The 13,052-nt window shown below is 73.8% G+C and carries 12 protein-coding genes; 5 read left to right on the top strand and 7 right to left on the bottom strand.

The window, feature by feature from the left end; all coding sequences use genetic code 11:
* Positions 1-87 precede the first annotated feature (87 nt).
* Positions 88-1,356, top strand: a complete 1,269-nt coding sequence (locus ACFY15_RS11395) for an MFS transporter (protein WP_390685967.1) — start codon at positions 88-90, stop codon at positions 1,354-1,356.
* Positions 1,357-1,365: 9 nt separating this feature from the next.
* Positions 1,366-2,346: a 2,3,4,5-tetrahydropyridine-2,6-dicarboxylate N-succinyltransferase gene (gene dapD, locus ACFY15_RS11390; RefSeq protein WP_390685875.1), complete on the top strand. Its 981-nt coding sequence runs from the start codon at positions 1,366-1,368 to the stop codon at positions 2,344-2,346.
* Positions 2,347-2,433: 87 nt separating this feature from the next.
* Here dapD and ACFY15_RS11385 read toward each other — a convergent pair whose 3' ends face one another.
* The 3 genes from ACFY15_RS11385 to ACFY15_RS11375 all read right to left on the bottom strand — a co-directional run bounded on the left by ACFY15_RS11385 (position 2,434) and on the right by ACFY15_RS11375 (position 5,183).
* Positions 2,434-2,688 carry a hypothetical protein gene (locus ACFY15_RS11385; protein WP_390685876.1) on the bottom strand — a complete coding sequence of 85 codons (255 nt, stop codon included), beginning with the start codon at positions 2,686-2,688 and terminating at the stop codon, positions 2,434-2,436.
* A 144-nt stretch (positions 2,689-2,832) separates the two neighbouring features.
* Entirely contained in the window at positions 2,833-3,282 is a 450-nt protein-coding gene (locus ACFY15_RS11380) for a GNAT family N-acetyltransferase (protein ID WP_390685877.1), read from the bottom strand.
* A 59-nt stretch (positions 3,283-3,341) separates the two neighbouring features.
* Entirely contained in the window at positions 3,342-5,183 is a 1,842-nt protein-coding gene (locus ACFY15_RS11375) for an endonuclease/exonuclease/phosphatase family protein (RefSeq protein WP_390685878.1), read from the bottom strand.
* A gap of 306 nt (positions 5,184-5,489) precedes the next feature.
* Between ACFY15_RS11375 and ACFY15_RS11370 the strand changes: the two genes are divergently transcribed.
* Positions 5,490-6,992, top strand: coding sequence for a hypothetical protein (locus ACFY15_RS11370; RefSeq protein ID WP_390685879.1), 1,503 nt, complete (start codon positions 5,490-5,492; stop codon positions 6,990-6,992).
* A gap of 190 nt (positions 6,993-7,182) precedes the next feature.
* Positions 7,183-8,640 carry an alkaline phosphatase PhoX gene (locus ACFY15_RS11365; RefSeq protein ID WP_390685880.1) on the top strand — a complete coding sequence of 486 codons (1,458 nt, stop codon included), beginning with the start codon at positions 7,183-7,185 and terminating at the stop codon, positions 8,638-8,640.
* Between the two features lie 30 nt (positions 8,641-8,670).
* Here the strand turns inward: ACFY15_RS11365 and ACFY15_RS11360 are convergent, their stop codons facing one another.
* The 4 genes from ACFY15_RS11360 to ACFY15_RS11345 form a co-directional block, all read right to left on the bottom strand.
* Positions 8,671-8,847, bottom strand: coding sequence for a hypothetical protein (locus ACFY15_RS11360; RefSeq protein WP_366451244.1), 177 nt, complete (start codon positions 8,845-8,847; stop codon positions 8,671-8,673).
* 113 nt (positions 8,848-8,960) lie between these two features.
* Entirely contained in the window at positions 8,961-10,133 is a 1,173-nt protein-coding gene (locus tag ACFY15_RS11355) for a TerD family protein (RefSeq protein ID WP_390685968.1), read from the bottom strand.
* Positions 10,134-10,177: 44 nt separating this feature from the next.
* Positions 10,178-10,414 carry a hypothetical protein gene (locus ACFY15_RS11350; protein ID WP_390685881.1) on the bottom strand — a complete coding sequence of 79 codons (237 nt, stop codon included), beginning with the start codon at positions 10,412-10,414 and terminating at the stop codon, positions 10,178-10,180.
* 71 nt (positions 10,415-10,485) lie between these two features.
* Entirely contained in the window at positions 10,486-12,009 is a 1,524-nt protein-coding gene (locus ACFY15_RS11345; RefSeq protein WP_390685882.1) for an aldehyde dehydrogenase (NADP(+)), read from the bottom strand.
* A gap of 137 nt (positions 12,010-12,146) precedes the next feature.
* Between ACFY15_RS11345 and ACFY15_RS11340 the strand changes: the two genes are divergently transcribed.
* Positions 12,147-12,965: an IclR family transcriptional regulator gene (locus tag ACFY15_RS11340; protein WP_390685883.1), complete on the top strand. Its 819-nt coding sequence runs from the start codon at positions 12,147-12,149 to the stop codon at positions 12,963-12,965.
* Positions 12,966-13,052: the final 87 nt, after the last annotated feature.

The following is a 13,052-nucleotide window of genomic DNA, read 5'->3' as shown; positions in this document are numbered from 1 at the left end:
TTAGTCCGTTGACCCAAGGCTGTCATGCTGACATAGTCCGTTCCCAAAGGGAACTTACTTGCGCGAGGCGAGGGGGGCACGGGTGTGCTGCAGGGGTTCAAGGACGTACCGAGGGTCGTGTGGCTGCTGGCTGCGGGGGTGTTCGTCAACGCCGTCGTCAGCTTCACCTTCGTCTTCGTCTTCCTCTACCTGACGGGCCCGCGCGGCCTCGGCGCCGCACAGGCGGGCGTCGTCACCGGCATCGGCGGCATCGGCCTGGTGGCCGGGAACTTCACCGGCGGCTGGTACGGCGACCGCTTCGGCCACCGCCGCGTCCTGCTCGCCGCCTCCGCACTCGCCGGGCTGACCCTGACCGTCCTCCCGCTGCTGCCGACGCCGCTGCTGTACGCCGCGCTGCCGCTGGCCCAGTACGCCAACGGCGTGGTGCGGGCGGCCAACTCCGCGCTGGTCGCGGTCACCGTCCCCGAGGGCGCCCGCCGGCAGGCCTTCGCCGTCGTACGGTGCGTGTCCAACGGCGGCTTCACCCTCGGCCCGCCGCTCGGCGCACTGGTCGCGGCCGGCCTCTCGTACGACTGGCTCTTCCTCGCGGACGGCCTCGGCACCCTCTTCTTCGCCCTCTGGACCGCCCGCGTCGTCCCGGCGCGCGGCGCGGCCCGCACCCCCGTCGCGGCCCCGGACGGGGGTCGGGGCCGCGACGGGGTGTGGGCCGAACTGCGCGCGAGGCCCGCCGTCCTGGTGTTGCTGGGCGCGATCCTCGTCGCGGACACGGTCTACCGCCAGCAGTACTTCACCTTCCCGGTCTTCCTCGCCGACCACGGCCTGGACGTCCGCGCTTTCGGGCTGGTCATCGCCGTCAACGGGGCCGTCATCCTGCTGCTGGAGCTGCCCGCCGCCGTCGCGCTGCGGGCCAGGCCGCCGCTGGCCGTCACCGGCACCGGGCTGGTGCTCGTCGGCGCCGGGTACGCGACGCTGCTCCTCGGCGCGGGGGCGGCCACCGCCGTCGCCATGATGGTGCTCGTCAGCCTCGGCGAGATCCTCTACAAGACCACCGCCACCGCGTACGTCGCCGACCAGGCGCCGGCACACGCCGTCGGACGGTTCCAGAGCCTGTACGCCGGGGTCTCGGTCAGCGGGACCGTCCTCGCCCCGCCGGCCGGCGGAGCCCTGTACGCGGCGGCCCCGTGGCTGCTGTGGCCGCTGTGCGCGGCGCTGGCCGCCGGGGCCGGAGCGGTGCTGATCCGGCTGTCGGGGCGGCAGGGTCGGGCGGCGGCGGAGGCCGCCCGGGAGGAGGAGGGGCGGCACGGCGCGCGCCCGGCACATGAGACCGGTTCGCGGCCGCGGCCCGTCGCCGGTTAGGTTTCGGGCATGACTGCCACGCGTACCACCGGCGCCGTCGCCGCCGGACTTGCCACCCTCGCCGCCGACGGCACCGTCCTCGACAGCTGGTTCCCCGCCCCCGAGCTCTCCGCCGAGCCCGGCCCGGCCGGCACCGAGCGCCTCACCGCCGAGCAGGCCGTGGAGCTCCTCGGCGCCGCCGCGGCCAAGGCCATCCGCTCGGACGCGGTCCGCGGGGTCGAGGTCGTAGCCGTCCGCACCGTGATCGCCTCCCTGGAGGACAAGCCGCTGGACGCGCACGACGCGTACCTGCGCCTGCACCTGCTCAGCCACCGCCTGGTCAAGCCGCACGGCCAGAACCTGGACGGCCTCTTCGGCCTGCTGGCGAACGTCGCCTGGACCTCGCTCGGCCCCGTCGCTGTCGACCGGGTCGAGACCGTCCGGCTGAACGCCCGCGCCGAGGGCCTGCACCTCCAGGTCACCTCGATCGACAAGTTCCCCCGCATGACCGACTACGTCGCCCCCAAGGGCGTGCGCATCGCCGACGCGGACCGCGTCCGCCTCGGCGCGCACCTCGCCGAGGGCACCACCGTGATGCACGAGGGCTTCGTCAACTTCAACGCCGGCACCCTGGGCACCTCCATGGTCGAGGGCCGCATCTCCGCGGGCGTCGTCGTCGGCGACGGCTCCGACATCGGCGGCGGCGCGTCCACCATGGGCACGCTCTCGGGCGGCGGCAAGCAGATCATCTCGATCGGCGAGCGCACCCTGATCGGCGCAGAGGCGGGCATCGGCATCGCCCTCGGCGACGAGTGCGTCGTCGAGGCCGGCCTCTACGTCACCGCCGGCACCCGGGTGACCCTGCCGGACGGCCAGGTCGTCAAGGCCCTGGAGCTCTCCGGCGCCGACAACATCCTCTTCCGCCGCAACTCGGTCACCGGCGCCGTCGAGGCCCGCCCGTACAAGGCGAACTGGGGCGGCCTCAACGAGGTCCTGCACAGCCACAACTGACCCTCGCGGGCCGGTCTGCCGGAGCGCCCCCCACCCCTCGCGGGGGTGGGGGGCGCTCCGTCGTGTGCGGTGCGGGTGCGGTGCCGTTCAGTGCAGGGGGATCGTGCGGACCAGGCCCGCGAAGGCCTCCTGCTCCGCCGGCGTCAGCTCCACCGACTCCATCGGGTGCCCGGCCGCCGTGCGCTGGGACGGGATGACCGGCAGGGCCTCGTGCGCCTCCGGCTCCGGGTGGTGGAAGCGGCCGTCCCACAGCATGTGGCCCAGGCCGAGCACCCAGACGAGGGCGGCCACGAACAGGACGGCCAGGCCGATTTCCTGGGCGAGGGGGATGGAGGGGAACACACGGCCTCCGGGATGCGCGCGGTACAAGAAGGACAAGATCGGGCGTGGGGGACACTCAACACCACATCGGGCCCGTGTGGGCACCGGTGTGTCCAGCGTCACGCCAGGGCCGAAGGTCCCCGGATCGCCCCGCCGGGGCTCCGCTCAGGGCTCCAGCGGCAGCTTGAACCCCTCGTGGCTGCGGGCGTAGCCGAGCCGCTCGTAGAAGCGGTGCGCGGCCGAGCGCCGCTTGCCGCTGGTCAGCTGGACCAGCCCGCAGCCCCGCGCGCGGGCCCGCTCCGCGGCCAGCCGCATCAGCTCCGCGCCCAGGCCCCCGCCGCGCCGGTCCGCGCGGATCCGTACGGCCTCCACCAGCGCCCGTTCCCGGCCGCCCCGGCCCAGGCCGGGGATGTAGGTCAGCTGGAGGCAGCCGAGGACCGCCTCTCCGTCCGCCAGGACCAGCACCTCGTTGCGGGGGTCCGCCTCGATGTCGGCGAAGGCCCGCTCGTGCGCCTCGCCGATCACGACCGAGGCCGGGTCGACGACCCGCTCCTCGTCGGCCAGCAGGGCGAGTACGGCGGGCAGGTCCCGGCGGGTGGCGGTACGGAAGATCACGGCCGGAGTGTGGCAGAGGGGCCCCGCCGTGGCGGCGGCCGGGCCCCTCTTGGCAGGTGTCACGGGCGGAAGCGCAGCACCTGCGGGTCGTGGTCGCTGTTCTGGACCGAGAACTCGGCGTTGATGTGCACGCTGTCGTAGGCGTAGTTCTTGATCGCCGGACTGATCAGGATCTGGTCCAGCACCTGGGCGTTGCCCTGGTAGACGTAGGAGTAACGTTCAGCCTTCGGCAGCGACTTGATCGCCGAGTACAGGGCCCCGCCGTCCTCCAGCGCCTTCGCCGTGTTCGAGAACTCGAAGTCGTTGATGTCGCCGAGGGCGAGGACGTCCGCGTTCTTGTCGGCCGCGAGGATCTCCTTGACGAAGGAGTTCACCGCCTGCGCCTGGAGCAGCCGCTTGTCCTCCGACTTGCGCACCGGGGGCTGGTGCTGAGAGGTCAGACCCTCGTCGCCGCCCTTGGAGCTGAAGTGGTTGGCGATCACGAAGACCGTGCGGCCGCGGAAGACGAACTCGCCGGCCAGCGGCTTGCGGCTGTCGGCCCATGCCGGGTTCGCCGGGTCGATCCGGCCGGGGGAGTGGGTCAGGGCCGCCTTGCCGTTCTCCTTGGCCACACCGGTCGCCGTCAGCGCGTCGCCCGCGGCGCGGTCGGTGAAGGAGACCCGGGCGGGGTTGAAGAGGAAGACCTGGCGGATGTTGCCGCCGGGCTCGCCGCCGTCCTTGTTGTTCTCAGGGCTGATGGAGCGCCACTGGTAGGCCGGGCCGCCCGCCGCCGCGATGGCGGCGGTGAACTTCTTGATGGTCTCCTCGGCCGAGACGGTGCCGTCGTTCTTGGCGCCGTTGTCGTCCTGGATCTCCTCCAGGGCGACGATGTCGGGCGAGGCGAGGTTCTGGACGACGGCCTTCGCCAGGTTGTCGAACTTCTGCTGCGGGTCGCTCGGGTCGAGGTTCTCCACGTTGTACGTGGCCACCGCGAGCTCGCCGGGCGACTGGGCCTTGGTCTTCTCGGGGGCGAGGGTGCCCGCCTTGACCGTGCCGAGCGTGCGGGCCACCAGGGTGTATCCGCCGAACTGGTTGAAGTCCAGCGGGCCCTCGGTGGTGCCGGTCAGCTTGTCGCCGACGTTGGCCACCGGGAAGGGCTGCTGCGCGAGCGGCGCCAGCTGCTGGATCTGGAGGCGGCCGGTGTTCTGGGACTCGTACGAGCCGTAGAGGGTGCCGCCGCGCTTGGCGGTGTTCTCCCAGCCCTTGACCGTCACCCACAGCTCCGCGTACGGGTCGGTGGCGCCGACCACGCGCGAGTTGCCGATGCGGACGTTCATGCCCTCGAGGGACTCGTAGTAGTCCAGGGCGTAGCGCGAGGGGTCCAGGGTCAGGCCGTTGATGCTGCCGCCGGCCGCCGGGACGCCCGCCGGGGCGTACTCCGCCGGGACGGAGTACTCGTTGATGACGGTGGCCTCGGGCAGCGCGTTGCCGGAGGAGAGCACGGTCACGGCGGGCTTGGCGATCTGGGTGACGGACTGGTTGCCGGAGGCGGCTCCGCCGGGCACGTACTCGCCGACCGTGCCGGAGACCTTGACGGCGTCGCCGACGGCCACGGTCGGGACGGAGTTCGTGAAGACGAAGATGCCCTCGCTGGTGGCGGGGTTGTCGTCGGCGTCGGGGTCCTGGATCCAGAAGCCGCGCGAGCCGTAGGTGCGCACGCCCGTGACGATGCCCTGGACGTCGGCGACGGCCTTGCCGTTCAGCGGGGATATCCGGGTGGTGCCCTGGATGTCGTGGATGCGTACCGGATCGGCGGACACGGCGCCTTCGGCCGCGTCGGCCGTGCCCGCGAGCAGGCCGGAGGCCAGCGCGGCGGCGACGAGGGCGGCGACGGCGGCGGAACGGGGATGCGATGAGCGCATGTGAGGGAACTCCGGTGTGTGGAGGAAGAGGGGGGTGGGATTTGACGGTCCCTGAACGTCTACGCGCGTCAATGTCCTGTGTGACCAGCGAAGTTGTCAAGGTCTCCAGGAAATACGACAGCTGACTGTGGGATGAACTGACGGTTCCGCTCCGCCGCAGGTGCGCCGAATGCGTCTACTCTGGGTCGCCGCACCAGGTCTGACGGTCCCTCCGCGACCGTCGCGACCGCCTTCGCCCGTCCAGATGCGTCCCGATCCGTCCTGATTCCCCGCCGTCCCGCGCGCCCGTCCGAGGAGAACCACCCCATGTCCGCAGAGCCGCACTCCACGCTGCCGCCGGTACGGCTGCACTCCGATGCGGAGCTGGCCCGCGACGCCCTCGTCGCCCCGCTGTTCGCCCGCGCCGTACGCCTCGCCCGCTGGGCCGGACCCGACACCCGCGTCGACGTCGGCGGCGAACTCGTCGCCGACCAGCTGCCGGCGGCGGCCGAGGTGCTCGGCCTCGACCCCGCTGACGAGGACGCGCCGGTCCACGCGAGCCAGGCCTGGCGGGTGGCCGTGGACACCGGTCTGGTCGACGTGACGGAGCCGGAGGAGGACAGCGGCGACGGCGCGGACGGCGCCGAGCCCGAGTACGGCACCGCCGCGCCCGGCGAGGACCTCCCCCTGCTGGCCGCAGGGGCGCCCTCCGACGTCCTCGACCTGTGGCTGGCGGCCCTGGACGCCGTCCTCGCCGACGCGGCCGTGCCCGACCTGGACGACCTCGTCGACGCCCTCGACGCGGGCGGCGAGATCGACTTCGACCGGCTCGACTGGAACCCGCAGCGCGAGGCGGACTTCCTCGACGGGGTGCTCGCCAACCTCTACCTGCTCAGCGTCTCCGGGGGCGCGCCCGGCGACGGCCGGGTGCCGCTGCCCGTGCTCGCCGCGTCGATGATCATGTCGGACGACATGGGCGACCCGTCCGACGCCGTGCTGGAACAGGTCTCGGACGCGATGATGCGCCTCGACGACCAGTTCCGGCAGCTGGAGCCGATCGGTCTCGTCGACTACCACCCCGTCGACGAGGCGCTGATGGCGGAGGCCGAGGAGCCCGTCGACGCGGACGCCGTCGCCGGCGGCCCGGGGCAGGCGGAGGACGACGAGGACATCACCCGGTACGGGATGGTCCGGCTCACCCCGCTCGGCCTGTACGGCGTCCGCGCCCGCATGCTGGAGGCCGGGGTGGAGGCTCCCGCCGTCGGCGAGCTGGCCGGCAAGGGCGCGGACGCGCTGCTCGACGCCGTCTCCTTCTACCCGGAGGACGCCGCGCAGGCCGAGATCGAGCAGTGGCTGGCCGGCCGGGACCTGCCCGCCGCCGTCGCCGAGCTGCTGGCCGCGGCCCGCGGCGACGACGAGGCCGCGCCGCTGCGCCGGCTGCGCTGCCAGCAGGCTCTGACCCCCGCCGGCCCGGAGGCCGAGCCGGCGGTGCGGGCTGTCCTGGACGACCCGCAGCTGGGCGGGCTGGCCCGGGTCTGGCTGGCGGAGCACGGGGCGGCGGACGTACCGGCCCCGGACGGCGCGATGGTGTTCTGGCTGACGGTGGACACCATCGCGGCGCAGCTCGCGGCGGACGGGGAGACCGAGGAGCTGCCGCTGCTCATGCGGAGCCTGACGGAGCACCACACGGGCTTCTTCGACCAGGTGTGGCGGGTCGAGCACCCGGCGACGGCCCTCGTGCTGGAGGCCATGGGCCGGATGCACCCGGACAAGAAGGCCGCGAAGGAGGCCCGGAAGGCCGCGTTCAAGGCCCGTTCCCGGCAGTCCTGACCCAGGCCGCCCGGTTCCGCGGAAGGGGCCGCAACAGGCCTTGTCCGCGCCCGGAGTTAGCCATTCCGCCCGGCGGCAAGGGGCCGGTCCGCGTTCGCGGGTGGTTCAGCCGCCGTTCACCTACGGCCGGGAGCGTGTGCGCCGACGACCGTATGTCAGGCGCAGCACCCTCCCCACCCCAGGAGACCCGATGCCCCTCAGCCGCAGAGACTTCACCGCCCGCACCGCCCTCGCCGGTGCGGGCGTGGCCCTCACCGGAACGGTCGGTGCCCTCGCCACCGCCCCCGGGGCCCTGGCCGCCGACGACCCGGGGTCCGGCGCGGCCGGGGCGGCGGAGGGGCACGGCCGCCCGCACGCCCCCGGCTACGGCCCCCTCCTGCCCGACCCGGACGGGCTGCTCGCCCTGCCCGCCGGATTCTCCTACCGGGTGATCACCCGCAGCGGTGTCACCACCCTCGACTCGGGCGAGAGCACCCCCTCCCACCACGACGGCACGGCCGCCTTCGAGGGTCCCCGCGGCGTCACCCTCCTCGTCAACAACCACGAGCTGAAGGGGCCGCGGGCCAACTGGGCGCACCCCGTCCCGCTGACCGAGGGACTCGTCTACGACCCCGCCGCGTCCGGCGGTTGCACCGTCGTCGAGGTCCGGCGCGGCGGCGAGGTCGCCGAATGGGTGGGCGTCGCCGGCACATCGACCAACTGCGCGGGCGGCGCCACCCCGTGGGGCACCTGGCTGACCTGCGAGGAGACCGAGGACCTCGCCGGCAAGAACGGTATGACCAAGGACCACGGCTACGTCTTCGAGGTGGACCCCCACGACCGCCGGGCCAACCGCGACCCGCGGCCCGTCAAGGCCTTCGGGCGGTACGCCCACGAGGCCGTCGTCATCGACCCGCGCCAGGGCCATGCCTACCTGACCGAGGACGCCTCGGGCCCCAACGGGCTGCTCTACCGCTGGACCCCGCCGCAGGGTTTCCGGCACGGGCGCGGCGCGCTGCGCACCCTCGCCGCCGACGCCGGGGTGCTGGCGGCCGCCAAGTGCTTCGACAAGGCCGGGCAGTTCGTGGACGACCTGTCGCGCGCCACGAAGACCGGGACGGTCTACGGGGTCGACTGGGTGGAGGTGACCGACCGCGACGCGCGGAGCCTGTCCGTGCGCAAGCAGTTCGCGTCCGGCGCCGTGACCCGGGCGCGCAAGCTGGAGGGCATGTGGTGGGCCGACGGGGGCGCCTACTTCGTCTCCTCGTACGCCCGTGAGGAGAGCCCGGGCGCCGCGCACGACGGGCAGGTGTGGTTCTACGACCCCAAGCGGCGCACGATCCGGCTCGTCGTCCTCATCGGGGTCAACGCCGACCCCGACGCCGAGGGCGGCTACGACGGCCCGGACAACATCACCGTGTCCCCGTACGGGGGCCTGGTCATCGCCGAGGACGGCAACGGGTTCCAGCACCTGCTCGGAGCCACCGAGTCCGGGCGCGTCTACCCGCTGGCGCGCAACGAGCTGAACATCGGAACGCCCGAGAAGCCGGAGTACTCGGAGTTCACCGGGGTGTGCTTCTCCCCGGACGGGCGCACCCTGTACGCCAACATCCAGGAGCCGGGGATCATGCTGGCGATCACCGGCCCGTGGCGGCGCTCCCCGCGCTGACGGTGCCCACGAGGGGGCCCACGGCAGGGCCTACCGGGCCGCGGCCATCTCCGCGCGGGAGGCCGCGGCCCACTCCTCCAGGAGGAACTCGTAGGCCTCCGAGGGCCACTCCCCGTCCGCCCAGGTCTCGACGAGGAGCCGTATCGCCTCGTTCGCCTCGGCGGCGGACGGGCGCGCGGGACCCGCGGGCTGGAGTGAAGTCTGCATGGTTCCCAGGCTACGGGCGAGCACGGACAGCCACCTCCGGATTACGCGTGGCATCGATCACCCGGGCCGCCCCGGCCCGGGTGATCCGCGGCCGCATATGCCCGCCCACCTGCTCAGAGTGCCTGGGAGGCCGGCTGGACCATGCCGCGCACTGTGCGGGACTTCACAAAGTCGCCCATGGCCGTCATCTCCCATTCGCCGGAGAACTGCTTGATCAGCTTGGCCATCATCACGCCGGTCTGGGGCTCGGCGCCGGTGAGGTCGAAGCGCACCAGCTCCTCGTCGCTCGCCGCGTCGATGAGCCGGCAGTAGGCCTTGGCGACCTCGGTGAACTTCTGGCCGGAGAAGGAGTTGACGGTGAAGACCAGGCCCGTGACCTCGGCGGGCAGCCGGCCGAGGTCCACGACGATCACCTCGTCGTCCCCGGCGCCCTCACCGGTCAGGTTGTCGCCCGAGTGCTTGATCGAGCCGTTGAGGATGGACAGCTTGCCGAAGTAGCAGCTGTCGACGAAGTTGCGCTGCGGTCCGTAGGCGATGACGGACGCGTCGAGGTCGATGTCGCGGCCCCCGAACGCGGGCTCCCAGCCGAGGCCCATCTTGACCTGCGAGAGCAGAGGGCGGCCGCCCTTGACGAGGGAGACGGTCTGGTTCTTCCGGAGGCTGACCCGGCCCTTGTCGAGGTTGATCTTCCCCGGGGCCGGGGGAGCGGCGGGTGCGGCCGGGGGCGCCGGGGGCATGGGCGGGGCGGCGACGGCCGGAGCCGGCGGTGCGGCCGTCGCGGGCGCGGCCGGCTCCTCGTCCACGGAGACCCCGAAGTCGGTGGCGATGCCCGCGAGCCCGTTGGCGTACCCCTGGCCGACCGCGCGCACCTTCCACACCCCGCCCCGCAGGTAGACCTCGACGACCACGAGGGCCGTCTCCGGCCCGAGGCGGGGCGGGGTGAAGGTGGCGATCACGGCGCCGCCGGCGGCGTCCCGCACGGTGGCGGTGGGCTCGATGCCCTGGAAGGTCTGCCCCGCGGCGTCGGGGCTGGCCGTGACCACGATCCGCTCGATGCCGGGCGGCAGCGCCCCGGTGTCCACGGTGATCGAGTCCGGCGCCGTCCCGCCGCCGGACCGGTGGCTGACACCGGGCCCGGAGGGCTGGTTGTAGAAGATGAAGTCGGCGTCGGAGCGCACCTTGCCGTCCGCCGCGAGCAGCAGGCCCGACACGTCGAGCCGTACCGGGGCGGCCACGTCCACCGTCACGCGGGTGGTGTCGAGCGGCAGGTTGGAACCAGGGGTCATAGCGGTCATGCCGGGAGAACGACCGGCACCGCTTTGCCGTTCCCTTACCCTGGCGGGATTTCAGCGCCGGTTGCGGGGTGGTCGCGGGCCGTGTGCTCGTTGCCGAACCTGTAGGAGCCGTTCCAGCGGGCCGTCACCGGCTGCGCGTCGCCGGATTCCGCCTCGGCGGGGAACTTCTCGGCCCGCCCGCCCCGCAGGGTGCCCACGGTGCGGCCCCGGTGCGTGATGACGACCGTGCCGTCGGCCTGTACCCCGTACGGGAATCCGTGTGCCCGGCCCATGGGGCGCAGCCTGCCCGGCCGGGGAGCGGGGCGGCGACGCGATGACGGGCGCCCCGCTCCCCGGGCGCGGCTCAGCCGCCGGTGACCCGGCGCGGGAGGTCCAGCGGGTTGTCCTCGCGCAGCTCCGGCGGGAGCAGCGCGTCCGGCACCGACTGGTAGGCCACCGGGCGCAGCCAGCGTTCGATCGCCGTGCCGCCGACGGAGGTGGAGTGGGAGGTGGCGGCCGGGTAGGGGCCGCCGTGGTGCTGGGCCGGGGCGACGGCGACCCCGGTGGGCCAGCCGTTCACCACGATCCGCCCCGCCAGTCCGGTGACCTGTGCGATCAGTGCGGCGGCCGGGCCCGGGGCGCCCTCGGTCTCGGCCCGCGAGAGCTGGAGGGTCGCGCTCAGGTTCCCGCCGAGCAGGTCCAGCACCGCGGCGGCCTCGTCCGGGCCCGAGTAGCGGACGACGACGGTCACCGGTCCGAAGCACTCCTCCAGGAGCAGCCCGTACGGCCCGCCTTCCAGCAGGCGGGCCGCCGCGACGCCCAGGTAGCCCGCGCCGACCGTGTGCTCCCCGGCGGGGCCGGCGGCGACCGGGGCGGTGACCCCCGGGAGGGCGGCCCGCTCACCGACCCCGGCGACGAAGTTCTCCCGCATCCGGTGGTCGAGCAGCACGCCCGGCCCGGCCTCCCGGAGCTGCCTGGCGAGCGCGGCGGTGAGGAGATCGCCGTCGGCGCCCTCGGGCACCAGGACCAGGCCGGGCTTCACGCAGAACTGGCCCACGCCGAGGGTCACTGAGGCGGCGAGTCCGGAGCCGATCTCCTCGGCGCGCTCGGCGGCCGCCGCGGGGGTGACCACGACGGGGTTGAGGGAGCCCAGCTCGCCGTGGAAGGGGATGGGCACGGGACGGGCGGCGGCCGCGTCGAACAAAGCCCGGCCGCCCCGGATGGAACCGGTGAACCCGGCGGCGCGGACCAGCGGGTGGCGGATCAGCTCCAGGCCGGCGTCGAACCCGTGGACCACCGTCACCACGTCCGCCGGCAGCCCGCTCGCCACGGCCGCCCGCCGCAGCAGCCCGCCGCACAGCTCGGAGACGGCCGGGTGGTCCGGGTGCGCCTTGACCACCACCGGGCAGCCGGCGGCGAGGGCGCTGGCGGTGTCCCCGCCGGGCACGGAGAAGGCCAGCGGGAAGTTGGAGGCGGCGTAGACGGCGACCACGCCCAGTGGCACCTTGTAGCGGCGCAGCTCGGGGCGCGGCGGGGTGAGGGAGGGGTCGGCCCGGTCGATCCGGACGTCGAGGTAGGCGCCCTCCTCGACCACGTCGGCGAAGGCCCGCAGCTGGCCGGTGGTGCGGGCGAGCTCGCCGGTGAGCCGGGTGCCGCCCAGCGCCGTCTCGGCGTCGGCGCTCTCCACGATCCGCGCGGCGGCCTCGTCGAGCAGTCCGGCGGCGGCCCGCAGGAAGGCGGCGCGGGCGGCCGGGCCGGCCAGGGCGGCGCGCGCGGCGTGGGCCGCCCGTACGGCCCGGTCCACGTCCGGGGCCGTGGCTTCCACCGCAACCCGTTCGCGCCGCTTCCCGGTGCGGGGGTCCACACTCCAGACTGGATTCGCCGTCATGGCCCGCTCCTCCTCGGATCGTTCAGTATTCTGAACGCCGTTCCGGTCGCTGAATGATCACTTCTGTTGCGGACTCTAGGTTCCGCGTCCACCGGGTGACAAGAGGCGACAGAGCCGAGCAGAGGGGAAGCAGGCGCATGACGACAGCCGAGACAGCCGGGACGGACGGCCCTCCCGCACCGGTCGAGCCGGGACTCCCCACGGCGGCGCCGCCGGTGAAGTCGGCCGTGCGCACGGTCCTGCTCCTGGAGCACTTCGCGGCGCACCCGGGACTGCACAGCCTCGCCGACATCCAGAACGACCTCGCCCTGCCCAAGTCCAGCCTCTACATGCTGCTGCGCACCCTGGTGAACCTGGGCTGGGTGGAGACGGACGCCACCGGCACCCGCTATGGCATCGGCGTACGGGCCCTGCTCGTCGGCAGCTCGTACATCGACGGGGACGAGGTGGTCGCGGCGGCCCGCCCCAGCCTGGACCGGCTCTCCGACGACACCACCGAGACCATCCACCTCGCCCGGCTCGACGGGACGAGCGTCGTCTACCTGGCCACCCGGCCGTCCCGGCACTACCTGCGCCCCTTCACCCGGGTCGGGCGGCGGCTGCCCGTCCACTCGACCGCCCTCGGCAAGGCGCTGCTGGCCACCCACACCGACGAGGAGGTGCGCCGGTTGCTGCCGCGGCGGCTGGAGGCCGTCACGGAGCACACCATCACCGACCGGGAGGAGCTGGTGGAGGAGCTGGCCCTGGTCAGGGAACAGGGCTACGCGGTGGACCGGGAGGAGAACACGCTCGGCCTGCGCTGCTTCGGGGTGGCCGTCCCGTACCGGACGCCGGCCCGGGACGCGGTGAGCTGCTCCGTGCCGGTGGCCCGGCTGACGGAGGAGCACGAGCGCACGATCAAGGCCGCGCTGTTCGAGGCGAGGGACCGGCTGTCCGTGGTGACGCGTCGCATGTGAGGCGCCGGACGCGCGGGTTCCTCCCCCGGGCGGGGGAGGCGGTTCACCTTCGCGGGGGAGGTGGCGGGAGCCGGGGGACGGGACCGT

Origin of the sequence: Streptomyces sp. NPDC001373 (assembly GCF_042895815.1) — a bacterium.
In the GTDB taxonomy this organism is placed as follows: domain Bacteria; phylum Actinomycetota; class Actinomycetes; order Streptomycetales; family Streptomycetaceae; genus Streptomyces.
This window is presented reverse-complemented; position numbering and strand designations above follow the sequence as displayed.